General features: G+C 60.2%; 19 protein-coding genes and 1 riboswitch. Of the genes, 7 read left to right on the plus strand and 12 right to left on the minus strand.

The window, feature by feature from the left end; genetic code table 11:
- Positions 1-97: 97 nt before the first annotated feature.
- Positions 98-266, plus strand: a riboswitch (Lysine riboswitch).
- Positions 267-331: 65 nt separating this feature from the next.
- From dapA to dapD, 3 genes are read left to right on the plus strand one after another with little or no spacing between them, the layout of a single operon-like run.
- Positions 332-2641 (plus strand): 4-hydroxy-tetrahydrodipicolinate synthase, encoded by a 2310-nt coding sequence (dapA, locus tag DW925_RS10260; RefSeq protein WP_117790642.1) that lies wholly within the window; start codon positions 332-334, stop codon positions 2639-2641.
- Positions 2634-3374 carry a 4-hydroxy-tetrahydrodipicolinate reductase gene (gene dapB / locus DW925_RS06290; protein ID WP_199577049.1) on the plus strand — a complete coding sequence of 247 codons (741 nt, stop codon included), beginning with the start codon at positions 2634-2636 and terminating at the stop codon, positions 3372-3374. The genes dapA and dapB overlap by 8 nt, the downstream gene beginning before the upstream one ends.
- 39 nt (positions 3375-3413) lie before the next feature.
- Complete coding sequence (gene dapD / locus DW925_RS06295) at positions 3414-4133, plus strand: 2,3,4,5-tetrahydropyridine-2,6-dicarboxylate N-acetyltransferase (protein WP_117790643.1); 720 nt, start codon at positions 3414-3416, stop codon at positions 4131-4133.
- A gap of 245 nt (positions 4134-4378) precedes the next feature.
- Here the strand turns inward: dapD and DW925_RS06300 are convergent, their stop codons facing one another.
- From DW925_RS06300 to DW925_RS06320, 5 genes are all read right to left on the minus strand, one after another.
- Positions 4379-5383, minus strand: a complete 1005-nt coding sequence (locus tag DW925_RS06300) for a nucleoid-associated protein (RefSeq protein WP_117790644.1) — start codon at positions 5381-5383, stop codon at positions 4379-4381.
- A 111-nt stretch (positions 5384-5494) separates the two neighbouring features.
- On the minus strand, positions 5495-6655 hold the full coding sequence (locus DW925_RS06305; protein ID WP_117583912.1) for an Mbeg1-like protein: 1161 nt from the start codon (positions 6653-6655) through the stop codon (positions 5495-5497).
- Positions 6656-6788: 133 nt separating this feature from the next.
- The gene (locus DW925_RS06310; RefSeq protein WP_089573042.1) at positions 6789-7739 is read right to left on the minus strand and encodes an L-lactate dehydrogenase; all 951 of its coding nucleotides are present in this window, start codon (positions 7737-7739) and stop codon (positions 6789-6791) included.
- 201 nt (positions 7740-7940) lie between these two features.
- On the minus strand, positions 7941-9104 hold the full coding sequence (locus tag DW925_RS06315) for a pyridoxal phosphate-dependent aminotransferase (protein ID WP_117745888.1): 1164 nt from the start codon (positions 9102-9104) through the stop codon (positions 7941-7943).
- Positions 9105-9222: 118 nt separating this feature from the next.
- Positions 9223-11202, minus strand: coding sequence for an NAD(+) synthase (locus DW925_RS06320; protein ID WP_233540247.1), 1980 nt, complete (start codon positions 11200-11202; stop codon positions 9223-9225).
- 203 nt (positions 11203-11405) lie between these two features.
- Here DW925_RS06320 and DW925_RS06325 point away from each other — a divergent pair, with 203 nt between their 5' ends.
- Entirely contained in the window at positions 11406-12350 is a 945-nt protein-coding gene (locus DW925_RS06325; RefSeq protein WP_117790646.1) for a hypothetical protein, read from the plus strand.
- A gap of 138 nt (positions 12351-12488) precedes the next feature.
- Positions 12489-13796: a hypothetical protein gene (locus DW925_RS06330; RefSeq protein ID WP_117790647.1), complete on the plus strand. Its 1308-nt coding sequence runs from the start codon at positions 12489-12491 to the stop codon at positions 13794-13796.
- 60 nt (positions 13797-13856) lie between these two features.
- On the opposite strand, the gene ettA is transcribed toward DW925_RS06330, so the two are convergent.
- From ettA to DW925_RS06345, 3 genes are all read right to left on the minus strand, one after another.
- The gene (ettA, locus tag DW925_RS06335; RefSeq protein ID WP_055251458.1) at positions 13857-15536 is read right to left on the minus strand and encodes an energy-dependent translational throttle protein EttA; all 1680 of its coding nucleotides are present in this window, start codon (positions 15534-15536) and stop codon (positions 13857-13859) included.
- 184 nt (positions 15537-15720) lie between these two features.
- Entirely contained in the window at positions 15721-16425 is a 705-nt protein-coding gene (locus DW925_RS06340) for an SdpI family protein (RefSeq protein WP_117790648.1), read from the minus strand.
- A complete protein-coding gene (locus tag DW925_RS06345; protein ID WP_022094448.1) occupies positions 16418-16696 on the minus strand; it encodes an autorepressor SdpR family transcription factor in 279 nt (92 codons plus the stop codon). The genes DW925_RS06340 and DW925_RS06345 overlap by 8 nt, the downstream gene beginning before the upstream one ends.
- A 461-nt stretch (positions 16697-17157) precedes the next feature.
- Here DW925_RS06345 and DW925_RS06350 point away from each other — a divergent pair, with 461 nt between their 5' ends.
- Together DW925_RS06350 and DW925_RS06355 are read left to right on the plus strand one after the other, a co-directional pair.
- Positions 17158-17955, plus strand: coding sequence for a ThiF family adenylyltransferase (locus DW925_RS06350; RefSeq protein ID WP_117583904.1), 798 nt, complete (start codon positions 17158-17160; stop codon positions 17953-17955).
- A gap of 14 nt (positions 17956-17969) precedes the next feature.
- Positions 17970-18752 carry a TatD family hydrolase gene (locus tag DW925_RS06355; protein ID WP_117583903.1) on the plus strand — a complete coding sequence of 261 codons (783 nt, stop codon included), beginning with the start codon at positions 17970-17972 and terminating at the stop codon, positions 18750-18752.
- A 264-nt stretch (positions 18753-19016) separates the two neighbouring features.
- Here DW925_RS06355 and DW925_RS06360 read toward each other — a convergent pair whose 3' ends face one another.
- From DW925_RS06360 to DW925_RS06375, 4 genes are all read right to left on the minus strand, one after another.
- Positions 19017-19676 (minus strand): HAD family phosphatase, encoded by a 660-nt coding sequence (locus DW925_RS06360; RefSeq protein ID WP_338134623.1) that lies wholly within the window; start codon positions 19674-19676, stop codon positions 19017-19019.
- Between the two features lie 63 nt (positions 19677-19739).
- Positions 19740-20582 (minus strand): Cof-type HAD-IIB family hydrolase, encoded by an 843-nt coding sequence (locus DW925_RS06365; RefSeq protein WP_117583901.1) that lies wholly within the window; start codon positions 20580-20582, stop codon positions 19740-19742.
- A gap of 236 nt (positions 20583-20818) precedes the next feature.
- The gene (pgi, locus tag DW925_RS06370; protein WP_117790649.1) at positions 20819-22513 is read right to left on the minus strand and encodes a glucose-6-phosphate isomerase; all 1695 of its coding nucleotides are present in this window, start codon (positions 22511-22513) and stop codon (positions 20819-20821) included.
- 199 nt (positions 22514-22712) lie between these two features.
- A complete protein-coding gene (locus DW925_RS06375; protein ID WP_158565753.1) occupies positions 22713-23237 on the minus strand; it encodes an iron-containing alcohol dehydrogenase in 525 nt (174 codons plus the stop codon).
- Positions 23238-23302: the final 65 nt, after the last annotated feature.

Here is a 23302-nt window from a genome sequence, read left to right on the forward strand (position 1 = left end):
GAATTGTGACACCCTTGTTTCTAGCATATCCCTGCATTTTTTAAACGTTATATACGAATACTCTTGTTTGGTAAAGTGCAACGTGGTAGGGTCGTTACCACTTGATAGAGGCGCGGGCACGAAGAGCCGCGGGCGAGCCGGCAGGCTTTGACCCCGCGGGGAGGCGAAACCCGCCGAACTGGGTTTTTCAGGCACGAACAACCTGGTGGGCCTGCGGGAAACACCCGCAGGACTGTCTGCAGCAATGCGGGAGCGCTATCCGGACATTGGGTCCACGCTATGCGGATTCGATGCGCAGATGGCGCCGTCTGGATAGCGAGGTTTACGGGACATGGCATTGACCCCCAACGAGGCATATGCGGCCAAACAGCCGTTTGTGGACAAGGTAACGCTCGAGCATATCGTCGAGCAGTTCCCCACGCCGTTTCATCTATACGACGAGGCGGGCATCCGCCGCAACATGCAAGAAGTGCGCGACGCCTTTGCATGGAACCCGGGCTTTAAGGAATACTTTGCCGTCAAGGCCAACCCCAACCCGGCGCTCATCTCCATTCTCAACGAATACGGCTGCGGCTGCGATTGCTCGAGCTATACCGAGCTCATGATTGCCCGCTCGCTGGGCATCACGGGACACGACATCATGTTCTCGTCTAACGACACGCCAGCTGCCGACTTTGAGCTCGCCGACAAGCTGGGCGCCATCGTCAACTTTGACGACATCAGCCACATCGAGTTCTTTGAGCGCGTCGCAGGGCCCATCCCCAAGACGGTCAGCTGCCGCTTTAATCCGGGCGGCCTGTTCCAGCTCTCCAATGGCATCATGGATAACCCCGGCGACTCCAAATACGGCATGACCACCGAGCAACTCTTCGAGGCCTTCCGCATGCTCAAGGCCAAGGGTGCCGAGGACTTTGGTATCCACGCATTCCTTGCCAGCAACACCGTCACCAACGACTACTACCCCAAGCTTGCGCGCATCCTCTTTGAGCTTGCAGTGCGCCTGGAGCGCGAGACCGGCGCACACGTCGCCTTCATCAATCTGTCCGGCGGCGTCGGCATCCCCTACCTGCCCGAGCAGCAGGCTAACGACATCCATGCCATCGGCGAGGGAGTGCACGCGGCATACGACGAGATCTTGGTTCCCGCCGGCATGGACGATGTGGCCATCTGCACCGAGATGGGCCGCTTTATGATGGGCCCCTACGGCTGCCTGGTCACCAAGGCCATCCACGAAAAGCAGATCTACAAGGACTATATCGGTGTCGATGCAAGCGCGGTCGACCTGATTCGCCCCGCCATGTATGGCGCCTACCACCACATTACGGTAATGGGTCAGCCGGGTGGCGCCGACAAGACCGCGGCGCCTGTCACAAACAAGTACGACATTACGGGTAATCTGTGCGAGAACAACGACAAGTTCGCCATCGATCGCGAGCTGCCGCATATCGACATGGGCGATGTGCTCGTGATCCACGATACCGGCGCGCACGGCTACTCCATGGGCTACAACTACAACGGACGCCTGCGCTCCGCCGAGGTATTGCTGCGCCCCGACGGATCGGCCGACCTCATCCGCCGCGCCGAGCGCCCGGGCGACTATTTTGCCACACTCGATGTGCTGCCGTGCGGCCGAGAGCTGCTGGCCAAGTCGCGCGCCGAAAGTGCTCGCCGTCGCGCTCAGGACGAGCGCTTGGCCGTCGCCGCCCAATGGAATAAGCGCATCCAGATCGCGGAAGCGAAGGTGAAGAACATGGATATCCGCAACCTCGAGGGCTCAATCGTCGCCCTTGTTACGCCGTTTAAAAAGGACGGCAGCGTCGACTTTGAAGCACTCGAGCGCCTTATCGATTTCCACCTGCAAAATGGCACTGACGCCATCCTCACCCTGGGCACCACCGGAGAGAGTGCCACGATGACCGACGACGAGGACAACTCCGTTGTCGCCGCGGTGGTCAAGCAGGTTGCAGGCCGCGTCCCCGTTATTGCCGGCTCGGGCTCTAACTCCACGCAGACCATGCTCACCAAGTCGCTCACCTATCAGGGCCTGGGCGCCGACGGCCTGCTGCTCATTACCCCCTACTACAACAAGTCTAACGAAGAGGGCATCTACCAGCACTTTAAGACCGTCGCCGATGCCGTGGACATCCCCTGCATCTTGTACAACATCCCCGGCCGCTGTGGCTGCGGCATCAGCGAGCGCAACGTGGAGCGCTTGGCCGTGCACCCCAATATCATGGGTATCAAGGAGGCCTCGGGCAACGTCGCCTACGCGGCCAAAATCGCCCACCTGCTGTCTGATGACTTCCGCATGTACTCGGGCGAAGACGCACTCACCGTGCCGCTCATGAGCCTGGGTGCCTCGGGCACCATCAGTGTGTGGGCCGACGTTCAGCCGCAGCTCGTGCACGACATGTGCCGCGCCTATCTGGACGGCGACGTGGAGCGCGCCCGCGATATCCAGATTGCCGGTCAGCCGCTCATCAACGCCCTCTTTAGTGAGGTCAACCCCATCCCCGTCAAAGAGGCGCTCGCTCAGATGGGTATGATCGAGGCAAACTACCGTATGCCGCTGTGCCCCATGGCCAACGACACGCGCGCTGCACTTACCGATGCTTTGAAGGGAGCTGGTCTGCTTGATTAAGACCGTCATTATGGGAACGGGCCGCATGGGCTCGCTCATCCGCACTACCGCCGAGGGCGTTGTCGACGCCGCCGGTCAGCCCGTTTTCGACATCGTCGCCCAGATCGGTTTCGATCTGTCCGAACTCGAGAGTGCCCCGGCAGCCGACGTCATCATCGACTTCTCGAACGTCGTGACCTTTGACGCCGTCGTCGCTTATGTCAAGCGTACAGGCGCCGCGTTAGTCTCGGGCACCACGGGCTACACACCCGAGCAGATGGGCTGCCTGCGCGAGCTGGGTCAGAACGCCCGCGTCATGCACTCCGGCAATTACTCCATCGGCATCGCCGCCCTGCGTCATCTGGTAGCACAGGCCACACGCGAGCTGCCCGGCTTTGACTGCGAAATCGTCGAGACGCACCATAACCAAAAGGTTGATGCCCCCAGCGGCACCGCCAAGCTGCTGCTCGACGCCATAGTCGAGGCCGAGCCCGAGGCAGGCTACCACCCCGTCTACGGACGCGAGGGCATGTGCGGCGCGCGCGACCCCCAGGAAATCGGCATGCACTCGCTGCGCGGCGGCACCGTCGCCGGCGTGCACGAGGTGAGTTTCTTTGGCCAGGACGAGGAGATCACGCTCACTCACCGCGCCACGAGTCGTCAGATCTTTGTCAACGGCGCCTTGGCAGCCGCGCAAAAGCTCGTCACCCGCGAACCCGGCTTCTATACATTCGACCAGGTCATGTTTGCCTAACCAGGTATCAACCGGATCCACCCAAAGGAGAGACAGCATATGAGTAACGCAGCCGAGATGGATGCCCAAGAGATTATCAACTACATCGCCACCGCGCCCAAAAAGACGCCCGTCAAACTGTACGTGCGCGAAAAGCCGGGCATGAAGGTCCAGTGGGGCAATGCACACGTCTACGGCGGTCGTCGTGGCAAGACCGTCTTTGGTGACTGGGATGAGCTTAAGGCCATCCTGGACGCCAACGCCGATTCCATCGATTACTACGATGTGGAGAACGACTGCCGCAACTCCGCCGTGCCCATGCTCGACCTTAAGGGCATCAACGCCCGCATCGAGCCAGGCGCGATCATCCGCGACCGCGTCGAGATCGGCGACCGTGCCGTCATCATGATGGGCGCCATCATCAACATCGGCTCCGTTATCGGCGAGGGTTCCATGATCGATATGGGCGCCGTGCTGGGCGGCCGCGCCACCGTGGGCAAGAACTGCCATATCGGCGCCGGCACCGTGCTGGCAGGCGTTGTGGAGCCCGCCAGCGCCACGCCCGTCATCATCGAGGACGATGTCATGATCGGCGCAAACGCCGTGGTCCTGGAAGGCGTGCGCGTGGGCAAGGGCGCTGTTGTCGCCGCCGGCGCCGTGTGCGTCGAGGACGTCCCCGCCGGCGCCGTCGTGGCCGGTGTCCCCGCCCGCGTCATCAAGATGCGCGACGCCCAGACCGACAGCAAGACCGGTCTCGAGGAAGGCCTGCGCCAGCTGTAGGGTTACGCGGTTTTACCAAACCGCGTAACGGCTCGACGCTGCAAGCGCCCCTAGGCGGCAATCTGACGTTCAATCGTCGGTCGCGTACCGAAGTACGCTTCCCTCCTCTTTCACGTCACCTTGCTCGCCTAGGGGCGTTTTCGCTGACTTATGCTCAACCTGCGGGGCAATTCAGCCCTAAACAAAAAGGCCGAAGCTCCAAGGGGGCTTCGGCCTTCGCTTTCTCGCTGCAGGCGTAACGCAACTTATCGATTCTCGATGCTGCCGATGTTTTTGAGTTCGATGGAGATGAGGCCGTTGGGTTCGTTGACAAACTCGATGTACTCGGAGTTCGAACCCATCTCGGCCGGGAAGCTGATTTCGATACCCGTGTCGGTACGGATCTTATGATTGCGCACCGCCGCGCGCTCGACCTGTTTGCGCTCCACGGGAACGCGCTCGGGAACCTTCTCCTCGGTCAGTGCCGCGCGCACACTTTCCTTGATGACCGGCTCGTCCTCAAAGACCTCATCGACGATATCCCAGGGCGGAAGCTCCTCGTCATCCTCAACCTTCTCGGCAACGGCAGCCTTAACCTTAGCGAGCGCTACGGCCGTATTGGCACCGTGCTCCTCGGCGACTTCCTCGACCACGCGCGTCACGGTGTCGATGACCTCCTTGCCCGACACGCCCGTATCGCACTGCAGCAGACCGTTGGGAATGAGCATGCGGTCTTCGCCGGCAATCTTGCGCTTCTTGTCCACATAGCCGATCTCCATGGTGCTCGCACGCACGATGGCATAGCTTGGCACCTTTTGGGAAGGATTCGGCAGGATAGCATAGTGGCGCGCGATGTCGTTGCGTACCTCGCCCTCCTCGCGGCCCACCTCATGCATAAAGGCCTGCTTGGAGCCCAGCAGCATCACGGCAAACCAGCGGGCATCCTCATCGTCGTCAAAGTCGGCCACGAGCACATCGGTGGACTCGGCTTTTTCGGCCTTGGTAAGCTCGGAGGAAATGAACTCCGCAATCTGCTGCGACAGGTCTACGAACTCGCGCTCGCCAAAGAAATAGCCCTTGAGCTCGCCGCCAAACGCAGAGTTCTCGGCAAACGCGGCGCGTTTATTGTCGGCCGAGGTACGTGCGCGGCGCAGATGCGTGGTCACGAAGTTGCGCACGGTACGGCTCTCGATATCGAGCTCGCGCTGGCTCATAACGTTGACGGCAGAGTCAAAGTCCAGGATATGCAGAATCGCATGATTGATTTTCATATACGGCATTCCGTTCTAGATTGAATTGAGCACGAACCAGTATAGCGGTCGAGCCCGCCCCAGGCGCATCGAAGATTGGTGCATCGGGGACAGGTTGCTTTGCACCAATGGCTAGCGCAGGAGCTCGGACTGCCATACCTCGAGCTGTTCTGCCAGGCTCTTACCACTAGAAGGCACGCTGAACTCGGGACGTTTGGGCAGCAGCGCACACTTAAGAATTGCCACGATGGTCTGCGAGACAAAGCGTCGCGTATCCTTGTCAAACCCTTGCGCAGCCTGGAGCATCACGGGCAGGCTCTCGCGCAGATTCCCAGCGATATCCGCAAACCGCTCAGCACCCGTAGCCTCAAACACGGAGAACAACGCATCTACGAAACGCTCGCGCTCGCTAGGCGAAACTGCAAGCAGCATCTCGCGAATGGAGCCATCAACGTATCGAGCACCGGCGGACAGGCGCTCACAGTACACGAAGTCGCGACCATCAACCACCCAGCTAAAGGGATTGTGCTGCAGCAGGCTGAACTCGGTGCTCTCAACGATGGCATAGTCCTCCTGCGTCTCGAACATCATGCCAAAGATCGACGACCGAGGTAGCGTCTTGTCGATTCGACCGGAAAGATCGGCAAAGGCGTTGCCGTTCAGAAACTCCTCGACGAAACCCGGACCATCATGGGAATACGCCTGTTCGATTCGCGCACGGGCGACATCGGAGCACATCGCCGCACCGTACACCGCAAGGTTTCCACCCTTGGAATGACCTCCGCACAAAAGCGGCCCGTCAATCGCATCCGCCGCCTCGTCCACATAACGCGCCGCGGATTCCTGGGCCGGCACAGGATACCGGAACGCCATGTTAAAGTCCTCTTTCCAGCCCACAATCGTGCTGTCGGTCCCCCGGAAGGAAAGATAGCTAAACCCCGCCGGAAACCGGAACGCCATGGCTGCAAACTGCTCTGTCGCCACCACATCGCTCACGGCACGATAGCCGCAAACGTGCACGCCACGGTAGCGAGGACTTGCTGCCACGGCCTCCAGCAAGGCCTTGCTCCCCTCCGGGTCCCACAAGTCGTCAATCATGTCCCGGTAGCACTCGGCACGCAGCAGCTCGCGTACGTCTAGGCCCTGCCAGTTCGTCAGCTCCGCCATATCACCCGGCAAACGCAAATAGGACAACCACGCAAAGACGAGGCTATCCACCGCGCAGAACGGCCTCTCCTCAAACGGATCAAACGCCGTCTGGGCATAGGTTAAAAAATTAGGCGAATCCGACATGGCCCTCCCATCAACTATGGTGCATTGGGGCAACTATGGTGCATTGGGGTCAGGTTACTTTGCACCAAAAAGGCGCCCGGGCCGTGTGGACCCGGACGCCTTCATTGTAGCTTTTCGCTCTAGCGAGCTTGATTTAGCAGGAGAAGTCGACGCTGTCGATGATGTCCTTGAGGGCCTTGGCGGAGGCGGTAAGCTCATGCTGCTCGTCATCGTTCAGCGGCACGGGGACGCGGCAGACAACGCCGTCGCGGCCAACGACCGTCGGCATGGAGATGGCAAGATCGGACAGGCCATACTCGCCCACCATGAGCGAGGAGACGGGCAGAACGGTCTGCTCATCGCGCATGACGGCGGTGCAGATGCGCTTGACGGCCATGGCAACGCCATAGTAGGTGGCGTGCTTCTTCTCGATGATGGTGTAGGCGGAGTTCTTGACGTCCTCGGCGATGCGCTTCTCGGCAGCCTCATGCTCCAGATGACCGTGAAGCTCGCAGAAGGTGTTCAGCGGAACGCCGGCAACCTGAGCGCTGGACCAAGCGACAAACTCGGAATCGCCGTGCTCACCCATGACATAGGCCTGGACATCGCGCGGGTCGACCTCGACATGGGCACCAAGCATCTGCTGCAGACGGCCGGTGTCGAGCACGGTACCGGAACCGATGACGTGGCCCTCGGGCAGGCCGGACATCTTGATGGCGGCGTAGGTCAGAACATCGACCGGGTTGGAGACGATGAGCAGAATGCCGTCGAAGCCGGACTTCTTAATCTCGGGAATAATGGACTTAAAGATGCTGACGTTCTTGTTGACCAGGTCCAGGCGAGTCTCACCGGGCTTCTGGGCAGCGCCAGCGGTGACGACGATCATGGCGGCGTCGGCGACATCGGAATAATCGCCGGCGTAGATCTTCATCGGCTCGGCAAACGTCATGCCGTGCGCGATATCCAGGGCCTCACCCTCGGCGCGGTTCTTGTCCACGTCGATGAGGACCATCTCGGAGAACAGACCACTCTGCATCAGCGCGAACGCCGAAGACGAACCAACGAAACCGCAGCCGACAATAGCGACCTTCTTCTCGTTAACCATTAGAAACTCCCATCTCTCTCCACAAACAAGCCGCCCGGGAACGACCCGAGCGGCTTGCCGTAATCCCAATACATCCAATCGGGACTTTGATTATGCTCCTATTCGCAGCCAAAAATCGACCGTTTACCGAAATTGTTTGCAGAAATCGTAAAATAACTGCACGAAATCGGTTTCGAGCTATTGACGAGTCGAAATACCTTTCTAATACAGGCCCGCCTCGCGAATGGCCTCGACAGCCAAAGCAATCTGGTCGGGCGGCAGGACCAGCGCCATGCGCACGTGTCCCTCGCCCGAAGGACCAAAGCTCGCGCCCGGCGTCACCACAACGCCGGCCTTCTCCATGAGCTCCTCGCAAAACGCCATGGAATCGGTGCGACCACCGGGAAGCTTGGCCCACACAAACATAGAGCCATGTGCGTTGGGACGCTCCCAGCCCAGGCCCTCAAGACCGTCGCACAGGGCATCGCGGCGCTCCTGGTACTTCAGACGCTGCGCCTCGACCTCATCGCGCGGACCGTTCAGGCAGGCGATGGCGGCCTTCTGAATCGGGAAGAACATGCCAAAGTCGATCTGGCTGCGCAGCTTGGCAAAGGCAGAGACCACGTCCTCGCGGCCGACCAAAAAGCCGATACGCGCACCGGTGACGTTAAACGACTTGGAGAGCGAGAAGAACTCAACGCCCACCTCGAGCGCACCGGGATACTGCAAGAAGCTGCCGCCGGGCTCGCCGTCAAACACGATGTCGGAGTACGCGTTGTCATGAACGATCAACAGATCATGCTCGCGGGCAAAGGCGATAATCTCCTCGTAGACCTCGGGCGTGCCCACCGAGCCGACCGGGTTCGCGGGCAGCGACACGATCATATACTTGGCACGATCGGCCACCTCGGGATCAATACCCGCCACATAGGGCAGGTAATTATGCTCGGCAACCAGCGGATAGTATTCGAGCTTGGCATCGGCGATCTTGGCACCCGCCTCAAAGACCGGGTAGCACGGATCGGGAACCAGAATGGTGTCACCTGGATCGAGCAGGGCCAGGCCCAAATGGCCCACACCCTCCTGCGTGCCGTTGCACGACTGCACCATAGACGGCGTAATGCCCGAAACGCCAAAGCGACGCTCATAGTAATCGCACACGGCTTGCTTGAGTTCGGGCAGGTCGCGCAGGGCATACTTCCACATCTCGGGATCTTGGGCTGCCTGCGTGAGCGCCTCGACCACGTGGTCGTACGGCTTAAAGTCGGGCGTGCCCACGCTCATGTTGTAAATGGTCTTGCCCTGAGCCTTCAGCGCGAGAAGCTTGTTGTTGAGCGAGGCGAAGACCTCCGCGCCAAAGCGGTCGAGACGCTGCGATGCCTGCATGGTGCCACCTTTCGATATAAAAAACGCGGCGCTCCGACAAGAGCGCCGCGCGATACGGGCCATCAGATTGCAAAAGTGTAACGCTTGCAACCCCCGTATTGGTTCAATTTAGCCAACCTTAGTCAACTGGATTGAGCGCGTCGATCTGCGCAAGCCACAGACGCGAGCTAGCGTCACTCGGCATACGCCAATCGCCGCGCGGGCTGAGCGTCACCGAGCCCACCTTGGGACCATCGGGCAGGCAGCTGCGCTTAAACTGCTGGGCAAAGAAGCGACGGTAGAACGTACGTAGCCACGTGTGGACGGTCTTGGCGTCGTAGACGCCCTCGAAGCTCTTGAGCGCCATGCGGTAGATCTTGCCAGGCTCAAAGCCAAAACGCAGCAGGTAGTAGAGGAAGTAGTCGTGCAGCTCGTACGGGCCCACCAAATCCTCGGTCTTCTGCGCAATCTCGCCGTCGCCCGTGGGCGGCAGAAGCTCGGGGGACACCGGCGTATCGAGGATATCGAGCAAGACCTCGGCAATGCGCCCGCCAAAGACATCGGCGGCATAGCGCACCAGATGGCGCACAAGCGTCTTGGGCACGCTCGCGTTGACGGCGTACATGCTCATGTGGTCGCCGTTATAGGTAGCCCAGCCGAGCGCCAGCTCCGACAGGTCGCCCGTGCCGATGACAAAACCGCCAGCCTGGTTGGCCAGATCCATCAGAATCTGCGTACGCTCGCGCGCCTGGCTGTTCTCGTAGGTCACGTCCTGCACGGCCGGATCATGCTCGATATCCTTAAAGTGCTGTTCCACGGCTGCATGGATCGAGACCTCGCGGAAGCTCACACCCAAGTCACGAGCGAGCGACTCGGCATTCGACTTGGTGCGATGCGTCGTGCCAAAACCTGGCATGGAGACCGCCGTGATACCCGTGCGCGGCAGCCCCAGCGCATCGAAGGCACGCACGGTCACAAGCAGCGCCAACGTGGAGTCCAAGCCACCCGAAAGGCCGATGACCGCAGCCTTGGTACCCGTATGGGCAAGGCGGGTCTTGAGGCCCGCGGTCTGCAGGTCGAGGATGGTCTCGCAGCGCTCAGCCAGGTCACCATGGTCGGCAGGCACGAAGGGCGCGCGGGGGAAGACGCGGTCGATATCGCAGGCATCGCGCAGGACAGGTTCTTCGGCCAGCACGCCCTCAAACGAAAACTCAACGGTCGTGGCCTCCGGCGCATCGTCGGTGCGCGTCCACGTCGTCGAGCGACGGCGCTCGGCAACCAGACGGTCAAGATCGACATCGGCCACCGCCATATCGCAGGTAAGCAGTTTAGTGGCGGCGAGCTTGGATCCGTTTTCGTAGATAAGGTTCTCGCCCGCAAAGACCATGTCGGTCGTGGACTCGCCCTCGCTCGCGTCTGCATAGGCATAGGCACAGTACAGGCGCGCGCTCTGATTGGAGATTAGGCTGCGGCGGTAATCTGCCTTACCGATAATCTCGTCCGAGGCCGACGGGTTGAGAATCACCGTCGCACCGGCAAGCGCCATCTCGGTCGAAGGGGGCGCCGGCACCCACAGGTCCTCACAGACCTCAACGCCCAGCACCAGGTCCTCGGCGCCCTCATCACAGCAACGGTAGACAAGCCCCGAACCCAGCGGAACCGGACCCTGACCGGCAAATTCAACCCACACAGGATCGGCGGGCGCCGGAGCAAACCAACGGCGCTCATAGAACTCGCCATAGTTGGGCAGATACTTCTTGGCCGTAAGGCCCAAAAGCTCGCCCGCGCAGCACACGGCGGCGCAGTTGTAGATATTCTCGGCAACTGCAACGGGAAGACCGATGGTAAAGACAATCGGCAGCCCGCGGGTTTCATCGAGAATATGTGCCAGTGCGGTCTCGCAGGCATGCAGTAATGTGCGGTTATGGAACAGATCGGCTGCGGTATAGCCAGTCAGATTAAGCTCGGGCAACACCAACGCACGAACGCCGCGCTCGGCAGCATCGCGAACAGCCGCCAGCGCAACCTCGGCATTGTCCTCGACATCGGCAACGCGAATCTGCGGCGACGCCGCCGCCACACGCAAAAAGCCATCAGACTGAGAAAGGTGAAGATTCATAAGAATGCTCCCGTGCGTAGACGCCATTCACAACAATTAGCAAGCCCTATTGTAGTTCAACCGCCGGGTGCAACCGCATCCCACCAACTTGGTGAGCTATTGATGAGTTGATGGTATCTGTTAAATGTCACGTACGATTCACATCTGGTGGGTACCCTGATGGCTACACGAAACGAAGCAGATTTACGCCGGGAGGACCCCGTATGACAACCAAGTACACCGACGCGCCGCGCACGCGCGTCATGACGCCGGCATCGCTCAACAACGGCGTTCACGAAAACCATTCCATCGGACAGACCATGGCCATCGCGCCCAAAAAGGGCCTGTTCGACGACATTTCCATTCCCCAGATCATCGCCGGCGCCGCAGCCGCCGCCACGAGCGTCGCGCTTGCCTCCAAGATTGGTATCGCTGGTTCAGTAATTGGTGCCGCCGTGAGCTCGGTCATCACCGTTGTGTCCTCGCAGGTCTACCGCCACTTTATCTCTGCCAGCGCCGAAGCCCTCAAAGGTACGCACGCCGCCGACGACTACCCTGCCGGCGCCTATGAGCCCGTTGAGTTGAATGCCGAGGAGCACCTGGGCGGCGCCGCGACTACGCAGGAGGTGCGCCAGATTGCGGGGCGCGCGACCACGGCGCGCGTCGCCCCCAACAGCCTGCGCGCCAAGGCGGCGGCAGAGCGCAGCCAGACGCAGAAGAAGGTTATCGTCTTCTCGATCGCCATCGCCATCGTCGCGGTCATCGCTTGCGCCGGCGCCATCCTTATCACCACTGCCGGTGAGGGCCTGGGCGAGCGTCCCGAGCCAATCCTGTCGTCGCATACGACCGAGCACGACGCGGATAGCTCCGGTCAATCGCAAAGCCAGCAGGACGACCCGCAGGGCAACTCCGCACCCACCGACTCGTCATCGAACACCCCCGATCAATCGCAGGGCGCCGATTCCTCTACGGCCAACAGTGGCACGCAATCCAGCACGACTGACTCAAGCCAAACGACTGACGACTCTCAACCGAGCACAGGCGACCAGACGAGCGGCAATGCATCGGGCACGGGATCTACCGACAATAGCAACACCAACAGCTCGAGCGGAACCGCTTCCGGCACGGCATCTGACAGCTCGAGCCAAGACACGGCATCGGGCAACTAAGCACGTTTGTCTCTCATAGATAACCGACCTGCATAACGGGCGCGAACCGGCAACGGTCGCGCCCGTTTACCTTGGGCGACGAGATGGCAAGGCCCGTGCGATGGTAAGATGCTTTGGTGTGTAAAGAGGAGATTTGCCATGAGCAAGACAATAGTTAAGCCCACACTATCGCTGGGCAACCACATCTATCTGTATCGCCTGCTGCGCGATGCGATTGGATGCGGCAAGCAAACGTTTATGACGCAGGTCGAGAAGGCACTCGCCGCTGGTGACATGGCCGCTTATGACCTGGGCTTCGAGTCCACGCGCGAGTTGCTCGAGGAGCTCGACGACTGCATTAAGCTGACCGTCTTTAAGGGCGGTCGCCTGTATGCCACCGTCATCGCCAACGAGGTCTGGGATGCCGCCCTTGCCAAAGGCGAGGACAAGCCCAAGGCTACCAAGGGAGCCAAGCAGTCCTATAAAAAGAAAAAGCGCGGCGAGAAGGACCTCAAGGCTGTGCGTCCCAAGCACGTTAAGCGTCCCGAGCCCGAAGCCATGGTTGACGCCGCACCGGAACCCGAGCCCGAGGCAGAGATTGAAGTCGCTATTGAGGTAACAGCAGAAGCCGAAACCGAAATCGCCGCCACGACCAATCCCAAAGTCATATCCGAGCAGGAAGCCGCTGCGGAGCTCAACGAGGCTCCCAAATCGACAACCGAAGAAGCCGCTGACCAACCCGAGACGCCTGCATTCCAAAACAGCGATGTCTTTGGCGACGAGGCCGAGGACGATCAGTCCGACGAGCCCGCCGATCAAGACGCTACCGAGTCGGCGCCGGAGCCCGGGACGCCGCAGCCCGCCATCTCGCTCACGGTCGTCTATGATCCCGAGAACGCCAACGCCGGCATCACCACCATGGCGTCCACGCCCATCGAGGCAAAGTCGAGCGTCGAGAACGAGAACGCGGCGCAGGTTGAGGTTGAAACTGCAGCTGCAGACGCGCCCGCCATCGTGAAGCCCGCAGATTCCACGACCAGGCCGGAAGCGACGCCGGAGCCCGCACCCGTCATCGAGTCCGTGCCCGCCGCTGCTTGCGACCAAATTCCCGCACCGGCACCGGCTTCGGCACCCGCAGCGGCCCCAGCCCCCGCACCTGCAGCACCGACCATCCCCGAGAACTTCCCCGTCGATTTCGCAACCGAGGTCTTCTGCCCCGGCCCGCTTCTGCACCAGCTGTCGACCTATCTCCCCTACGGCGCCGACACCCTCGGCATTGTCGGCGAGTACTACTGGATCGCCCGCGAGCGCGGTACCATCGAGGCCGCGCGAAACCGCGCAAGCTTCCCCCTGCGCTACACGCAGGCCGGCGAGCGCCGCGAGGTTACCGTGCGCATCCGCCGCAACACCACCGGTGGCCTTGGATCCACCTGGGTCATCGATAAAGTCGAGCCTTCTACCAAGTAACAAAAAGGGACGATAACCCCAAGGTTATCGTCCCTTTCTCGTTAGGTCACCTGAGCTCGACTAATCGCGCGTCAGCTTGCGGTGAATACGATGCGGCTGGGCTGCGTCCTCGCCCAGACGCTCGATGCGGTTGGCCTGATAGGCCTCAAAGTTGCCCTCGAACCAATACCAGTTGCCCGGATTCTCGTCGGTGCCCTCCCACGCCAGAATGTGCGTGGCGACGCGGTCCAGGAACATACGGTCGTGGCTGATGACCACCGAGCAGCCCGGGAACTCGAGCAGCGCCGCTTCAAGCGAGGACAGCGTCTCGACGTCGAGGTCGTTCGTGGGCTCGTCGAGGAGCAGCAGGTTGCCGCCCTGCTTGAGCGTAAGCGCCAAGTTCAGACGGTTGCGCTCGCCACCGGAGAGTACGCCAGCGCGCTTCTGCTGGTCCTGGCCCTTAAAGCCAAAGCTCGCCACATAAGCGCGGCTCGGAACCTCGGTCTCTCCGACCATCATGTGGTCCAGGCCATCCGAGACGACCTCCCACAGGTTCTTGTCGGGGTCGATGCCGGAACGGTTCTGGTCGACGTAAGAAATCTTGACGGTCTCGCCCACCTCGAGCTCGCCCGAAGTCAGCGGCTCCAGGCCCACAATCGTCTTGAACAGCGTGGTCTTACCGACACCGTTGGGGCCGATAACGCCCACAATGCCGTTGCGCGGCAGGGTGAACGAAAGGTCATCGATGAGCACGCGGCCATCGAACTCCTTGTGCAGGTGATGGGCCTCGAGCACCTTGTTGCCCAGACGCGGGCCCACAGGGATGCGGATGTCGGTCCAGTCGAGCTTCTGGCTTGCGCGGGCCTCGGCCTCCATCTCCTCGTAGCGAGCCAGACGGGCCTTGTTCTTGGCCTGGCGAGCCTTGGGCGAGCTGCGTACCCACTCGAGCTCGGCCTCCATGCGCTTGGCGAGCTTGGCGTCACGGTTGCCCTGGGCCTCGATACGCGCGGCCTTGGTCTCCAGATACGTGGAGTAATTGCCCTTGTAGGGATAAAGGTGACCGCGGTCGACCTCGCAGATCCACTCGGCAACGTTATCCAGGAAGTAGCGATCGTGTGTGACGGCAAGCACCGCGCCCTGGTAGTTGTGCAGGAAGTGCTCGAGCCACAGGATCGACTCGGCGTCCAGGTGGTTCGTGGGCTCGTCGAGCAGCAGCAGGTCGGGAGCCTCGAGCAGCAGCTTGCACAGGGCCACGCGACGGCGCTCGCCGCCAGAGAGCACGTTGACCGGCATGTCGGAATCGGGCAGCTGCAGGGCGTCCATGGCCTGGCCGAGCTTGGAATCGATATCCCAGCCGTCGGCGGCATCGATCTCGTCCTGGAGCTTGCCCATCTCGGCCATAAGGGCGTCCATGTCGCAATCCGGGTCGCACATCTCCTCGCCGATCTTATTGAAGCGATCGACCTTGGCGATCATATCGCCAAACGCCATGCGCACGTTCTCGATGACAGTCTTGTCGTCGTCGAGCGGCGGCTCCTGCTGCAGGATACCCACGGTGTAGCCGGGGGTGAGCCTGGCATCGCCGTTGGAGACCTCCTCAATGCCGGCCATGATCTTGAGCAGGGTCGACTTGCCCATGCCGTTGGGACCCACGACGCCGATCTTGGCACCGGGGTAGAAGCTCAGGGTCACGTCGTCAAGGATTACCTTGTCGCCATGGGCCTTGCGAGCCTGATACATCTGGTAGATAAACTCCGCCATATGTCTGTCCTATCCTTTCTACCTGCTGTTTCCCTATTCTTGATTCGCTTTAGTGGAAACGAAATGAGAAAACCAGCTCTGAAACTTAACGAAAAAGGGGCATGGTTGCCCACACCCCCTAATACTACCTGGGAAAAGTCCCCCGGAACATACTATGAACTGCGTACGCTAGTTTTCCGCAACCTTAGCGAACGGCTCGCTGCGATTTACGCCACAGCAGATACGAATAGGCGTAGGCAGCTCCGGCCGAACCAAACGCCAGAGCCGCAATCACCGCGGCGACGACTTCACTCGAAAGCACGCTGCCCGCCACGCCCATCACAATCAGGCCAACACCCAGCACCATAAAGCAGGCACCGCCAAAGCGCTGCGTACGGCGCCAGTTCTCGGGATCGGCAAGCGCCCAGGGCGTCTTGATACCGAGCGTATAGTTCTGCTTCACACGCGGCAAGTAGTTGCCTACGCCGATGAACAGCAAACCGACAGCACCGGAAATCAGCACGTTGACCGAACCGACCGCCGGCACCACGCCCCAGACCGTAAGCTCTCCCAGCCAGCTTATGGCGCACATGAACAAGGTGAAGGCGATTACGAAGCCCTGATAGAACTTGCCCGAGGTTCGATATGCCTCGCCTTTGGGGTCGATGCGCGGCACCACGCAGAACATTGCGAGAAGCGCCAGAGGCAGCGCGCCGAGCGCGGAGGCCATCCAGCTAGGACCCCAACCGTCGACGGCGCCGTTCGCGCCCCAGTGCGTGGGAATCTGCGCAGGCAAGCTCGGCATCACCATGAGGTGCGCTACGACATTGGCGACGCACAGAGCGACCAGCGCAATCCACACGCGCGACGATACCCCCGTGGGGTGAATGCCCTTGTTTTCGTTATTCATCCTTATCACCTTCAGTGTTTGTAAAGCCCATAAACCAGCCAATTAAATCCTGCATGACGGTGGTGTTTAAGCTGTATACGATGTTTTGGCCATGGCGCTCGTCGGTCACCAACCCGGCATTTTTGAGCGTCGCCAAGTGATGGCTTAGCGACGGCTTACTGATATCGAAATGCTCGGCAAGCTCCCCCGCCGTGCAATTGCCCTCGCGCAGCAGTTCTAAAATGCGCCGCCGCGTTGGATCCGCCAGCGCCTTAAAACCTTCTCCCGGCATAGAACCTCCTCTCGCTATCTCTCGCGACGTGCACACTATACTCGATATTTAGATGTTTGTCTAATTATCTAATAGCAATGTTATGTATAGAACATTCGTTCGTTTTTAGATACAATGGGTCCAGAAGCAGATGGGCCAGCTCCCTCTTCCCAAGAAGGAGATGGACTATGAGTATTAACGATGTCCTGACGTTGTTGTTGCTTGTAATCGCGGCTGTGGAGCTCGGCATCCACATTGGAGGTCGAATGAAATAGCCGCCCCCGCGTAATGCGAAGACGGCCACTTCTCACGCTACAAACGTGTTTGGGAGTTGGCCAACCCGCTGCAACGGGTGCCATCTGCTTCATCTTATGCGAATCACTGCCTCATTTCAACAAGCCCCTAGGGCTCAAATGGAATCGCGATAATACCTATAATGGCGATAGCTAAAACACGATTCGCTTCCCCATCGGAGGATGTCTATGACCGAAACCACAGCCGCAACTCCCAACGAGACGCGCGATGCCAAGCTCGAGATCATCATGGGCCGCGAGGCACTCGACAAGCTCGCCGATGCCACGGTGCTGGTACTCGGCTGCGGAGGTGTGGGCTCCAACTGCTGCGAGGCACTCGCCCGCGGCGGCATTGGTCATTTTGTAATTCTGGACAAGGACATCATCGCGCCCAGCAATATCAATCGCCAGGCCATCGCCTTTCACAGCACCATCGGCAAGCGCAAGGTCGATGTTATGGAAGCCATGATCCACGATATCAATCCTGCCGCCACCGTTATCAAACGTACCGAATACCTGCTGAGCGACAACATCGATGATTTCTTCGCGAGCGTTTTGGAGCAGACGGGCGGCAAGCTCGACTACGTCGTCGACGCCATCGACACCATCTCGGCCAAGCTCACCATTGCCAAATATGCTCAAGATCACGACATTCGTTTGGTTAGCTCTATGGGCGGGGCCAACAAGCTGCATCCCGAATGCTTGCGTTTTGCCGATATCTTTGACACCGTGCGCGACCCCATGAGCCGCATCATGCGCAAAGAGTGCAAAAAGCGCGGCATCAAGAGCCTGCACGTGCTGTTTAGCTGCGAGGAATCGGTTAAAACCCAGCCCCGCGACCCTTCCAACATCCACGAGCGCACCGAGCTGGGAACCGCGAGCTTTATGCCGCCCATCATGGGCCAGATGATCGCCGGCGAGGTTATACGCCAGATCAGTGGGCGCGGGTGCGAGCGCGTGCGCGCCGACGGCCAGCGCCTAGATTAACGAGATGTGCCGCAATGACACCGCAGTTATTTGACGCGCACTGCCATCTCGATTTAATGGCTCGCCCGGACGCCGTTGCCGACGAGGCGACGGCGCTGGGCATGGGTCTCTTTGACTGCGGCGTCGATCCGCGCGACTTCGCAAGCGCCAACAAGCGCGCCCGTAGCCGTTCAAACATCTTTGCCGGCATCGGCCTCCATCCCTGGTGGCTCGCCGACGGACGATGCGGTGCCGCCGAAATCAATCTGCTTTGCAAGGTCGCCGCACAAGAGCGCTTTATCGGCGAGGTCGGACTCGACTTTTCCGCGCGCTGTGCCGGAAGCGAGCCGCTACAAACACAGGCGCTCGACCAGCTCTGTAATGCACTCGTGCACTATCCTCTTGCCGGGCGCGTGATATCAATTCACGCTGTTCGTTCGGCAGGAACCGTACTGGACGCCCTTGAGTCATATGGATTACTCACCCCAAGCCCCAACTCCCCCGCCATCATCTTCCACTGGTTTAGCGGCACCTCGAACGAGTTCGACCGTGCGCGAAACGCAGGCTGCTATTTTTCCGTGAACGAGCGGATGCTCGCTACCAAGCGCGGTCGTGAATACGCCCGACAGATCCCACTCGACCGTCTGCTGCTCGAAACCGACGCTCCAGCCGAACCGCAAGCAGATGCAAGCGCGCGACAGCTCATCACATCGCTAAAAAGCGCCTCCCTGCACATCGCCGAACTTAAAAACTGCGCCGAGGAGAGCGTCGAATCAACCGTTTTAGGAAATTCGCACTCCATATTTGACTTCAACTGACCCCGGTGGGCAAAAAACGCCAAATATGAGTACTGCTGCAAAGCTAGTAGCATTATATTGTGACAAAAGAACGCCTTGATAATGTACAGCTGTTCATTATCAAGGCGTTTTAGCATGGCTAAAGCCATATTTAACAGGTTATAATCGCCCCCAGGCGCTCAACCAGGGCCTTAAAAGCATAATTTCCCTGTTACTAAATTAGTGACAGTACTCATATTTGGCATTTTTTGTCCACGAACCCCTAAAGAGCCTCCAACAGACCCCCTAAGAAAGCTCAAGCAGTTCCGGCAGCTGGTCGATGATCTTGTCCGCGGCATCCTGGCTAAAGCCAAACCGCTCCTCGCGCTTGGCAATCACCGTTAACCCCGCGCGTTTGCCGGCAGTGATACCAGGCACCGAATCCTCAACGCAGCAGCAACGGTCCGCAGGCAGCCCCAACAGATCCAGCGCATGCAGGTAGATGTCGGGCTCGGGCTTACTCTCCTTAAACTGCTCGCCGCTCACCACGTACTCAAAGGCGTCCGACAGTCCGCATGCATGGAGCACCTCTTCGATGCTGACCATGGGAGACGAACTCGCCAGCGCCACACGGACGCCGCGGCGCGGCAGCTCTCGAATCGTATCAACGGCACCCGGGTTGATCAAAGCCTGATAGTCGCGCGGGCGCTTATGCGCCCACTCGTCCCAACGGGCCAACGCTTCCTCGCCAGTGAAATGCCCCCTACCGGCGCGCTCAAACCAATCGACCAGCATATGCAGGAAGAACTGATGTGAGGTGCCAACCTGCCCGTTTAGCTCCTCTTGGGTTAGATTCAGCCCAAGCTCCTTGGCAAACGCGGCGGTCTCCCCCAGGTAGTAATACTCGGTATCGACGATGACGCCATCCATGTCAAAGATAACGGCGTCGAACGGAAATGCAGACACGGCACCCTCCCTAACAAAAGGGCGCCCGCAAGCGGACGCCCGAACCATACACTATCGGCGATTCTAACCCAGCAGTTGGTCAAGTGCTACCGCGATACCGTCTTCGTTGTTGTTGGCGGTCACCATCTGGGCCACGGCCTTAACCTCATCGACGGCGTTGCCCATGGCAACACCGGTGCCGGCCCACTCAATCATGGACTTGTCGTTCTGGCCGTCGCCAAACGATACGACCTCACTGGCATCGATGCCGAGCTTGGGCAGGGCACCCTCGAGCGCACGGGCCTTATCGATACCGGGCGCCGTGTACTCAAAGTACCAGTCGGCCGTAAACATGCCCGAAAGCGTCTGGGTAAAGGGCGCATACATCTCCTCGTAATGCGCCTGCAGGTAGGTCGGATCACCCGCCGTCAGCAGCTTGTCCACGGGATAAGTGTCCACGACCTCATGCAAGCTCTCGACCTCGCGAATCTTAAGATCGCACGCATCGCGCTCATACTTGACGATATTCTTCTGCAAGCCGTCAGGCAGCGTGATCATGCAATGGTACGAGTCCTCGACGTGCAAATCGCGACCGAGCGAAATCATAGGGATCACGTCGAAATTGCGCAGATGATCAATCAGACGGTGCAGCTCGTCAGCCGGCATGGCCTGGTCAAAAAGGACCTCATCGGTCTGAGCGTCGACCACATGCGCGCCATTAAAGGCAACTAGCAGACCGTCATGGTTTTGAAGGTCGAGCTCCTGCGCCAAGGCGTGCAACCCCCATGCGGGACGGCCCGAAGCCAAGATGAGCTTAATGCCCGACTCCTGCGTCGCGAGCAGCTTCTCGCGCGTACGCGGGCTGATGACCTTTTGATCGTTGGTGAGCGTACCGTCGATATCCATTGCGATGGCTTTGATTGCCATATATGCCTCCCTGTCATTGAACAACCTTGTCTGAGCCATCATACAGAACACCCACGGCGGCGCTGTTTGCAACGGGAAAAATGTCATATTGTCCCAAACATGAACGGCGCGCCTTCGACGATTGCGATGCCCGTCGAGGCGCCTCCCGATACATTCCATCCTATCCAAATAGCAAGGGGCCCGTATCCCAACGGATACGGGCCCCTTTCAGCCATAAGCCAACTCAGCCGTAAAGACTACTTGCGATGAGCGCGATAGAACTCGATGAGCGCCTGGGTCGAAGCGTCCTGCTCGGCCTTGGCGGCGTCGTCGTGGAAGGCCGGGGTGATCTGCTTGGCAAGCTGCTTGCCCAGCTCGACGCCCCACTGGTCGTAGGAGTCGATGCCCCAGACCGTGCCCTCGACAAACGTGATGTGCTCGTACAGGGCGATGAGCTCGCCGAGTGCGAACGGGGTCAGCGTGTCGCCGAAGATCGAGGTCGTCGGACGGTTGCCCTCAAAGCAGCGGGCCGGGACGATCCGCTCGGGCGTGCCCTCGGCACGAACCTCGTCGGCCGTCTTACCAAAGGCGAGCGCCTTGGTCTGGGCCAGGAAGTTGCCCAGGAACAGCTCGTGGACGTCCTGGCCGCTGTCGGTTGCGGGGTTGGCAGTGTTGGCGAAAGCGATAAAGTCGGCCGGGACCACCACGGTGCCCTGGTGCAGCAGCTGGTAGAAGGCGTGCTGACCGTTGGTACCGGGCTCGCCCCAGAAGATCTCACCGGTATCGGAGGTCACAGCGCTGCCGTCCCAGCGGACGTGCTTGCCGTTGGACTCCATGGTGAGCTGTTGCAGGTAGGCCGGGAAGCGGTGCAGATACTGGCAGTACGGCAGCACGGCGTGGCTCTTGGAACCGAAGAAGTTGACGTACCAGACGTTGAGCAGGCCCATCAGCGCGACGGCGTTGTTCTCGAGCGGGGTGTTGCAGAAGTACTCGTCGATGGCGTGGAAGCCCTCAAGGAACTGCTGGAAGCGCTCGGGGCCGAGCACGACGATCAGCGACAGGCCCACGGCGGAGTCGACAGAGTAGCGGCCGCCGACCCAGTTCCAGAAACCAAAAGCGTTGGCGGGGTCGATGCCGAAGGCCTCGACCTTCTCGAGTGCGGTGGAAACGGCGACAAAGTGCTTGGCCACGGCCTCGGCGTTCTGCTCATCGGAGCCGTCGATGGCACCCTGAGCCTTGAGCTGCTCGAGCATCCAGGTCTTGACCTCACGAGCGTTGGTGAGGGTCTCGAGCGTGGTGAAAGTCTTGGAGACGATAATCACGAGCGTGGTCTCGGGATCGAGGCCCTTGAGCTTCTCTGCCTGATCGTTGGGGTCGATGTTGGAGATGTAGCGGCAGTCAATACCGGCGTCGGCGTAGGGACGCAGGGCCTCGCAGGCCATGACCGGGCCCAGATCGGAGCCGCCGATGCCGATGGACACCAGGTGCTCGATCTTTTTGCCGGTAACACCCTTCCACTCACCGGAGCGCACGCGCTCGGCGAAGGCATACATGCGGTCGAGAACCTCGTGCACGTCGGCGACGACGTCCTGGCCGTCGACGATGAGCTGGCCCTTCTCGCTTGCCGGGCGGCGCAGCGCGGTGTGCAGGACGGCGCGGTCCTCGGTGGTGTTGATGTGCTCGCCGGAGAACATGGCGTCGCGGCGCTCCTCGAGCTTCACCTCGCGGGCAAGATCGCACAGCAGCTTGACGGTCTCATCAGTCACCAGGTTCTTGGACAGGTCGAAGTGCAGGTCACCGGCGTCAAAGCTCAGCTTGTTCACGCGCTCGGCATCGGCGGCGAACCAGGCCTTGAGGTCGATACCCTCGGCCTCGAGCTTCTCCTGATGGGCCTCGAGCGCCTTCCAAGCGGCAGTCGACGTAGCATCGATAGGTGCGGCAACAGTTGCCATAGAGTCCTCCTCAGCATACGGGCGCACGCCTCCATGCGCCCGGACATTCAGATGCCACTATTCTAGCGCAGGTCAAGACTATAATCAGCGAGCGTTGCCAATCGGCCCCCAAACGGCAACCGACCAAAAAGGGACAGGTTTAATTTGGCAGGTCAAACGCTTTACCAATCAAAAATAACCTATCCCTTTATGCCAAATATTAGGCCGCAGCGCAGACGCTACCGAGCAACTCACGCAGAGGAGACCCGATGCCCTCCAGCAGTTCGGGCGCGATGATGGCAAAAACGGGAACCTCGCCGGCCCCCACGACGGCAGGCACCTTGCCCGCCGAGACGATACATCCATAAGGGACAAAACCGTCTTCGCCGACATCGAGCGCCGCCATGCGACGGGCGAGCTCGCGCGCAAAGCCGGCAGTATCGGCATCGCCAATCGCCAAGACAAAGTCCACGCCTTCGTCGGTCGCCAGGGCCACGGCTTCGTCGATCAGCTCGTCTCCTCCGTCGCCTTCAACCGAGCCGCAGCGGAAAAGCACGCGCTCGAGCAGGGCGCGATCAACCGAGCCCAGCGCCGCCGAAACGAGCTCATCACGCGTGTGCTTGTCGCCTCCCAGCACGACCAGTGCCTTGGTGCCGCCATAGTGGGCAACCAATCGCCCGCACCAGCGAGCCACATCCCCATCCGCAACCAAGCGCGTCGGCATACCAAACCCATAGTTGACCATTATCCCCACAACCCTTCCGTGCTTTATGGTGGTATCAATCGTTAGCCTCATGCTACGAAGCGAGG

Origin of the sequence: Collinsella sp. AM43-1, from assembly GCF_003467925.1 — a bacterium.
Lineage (GTDB): Bacteria > Actinomycetota > Coriobacteriia > Coriobacteriales > Coriobacteriaceae > Collinsella.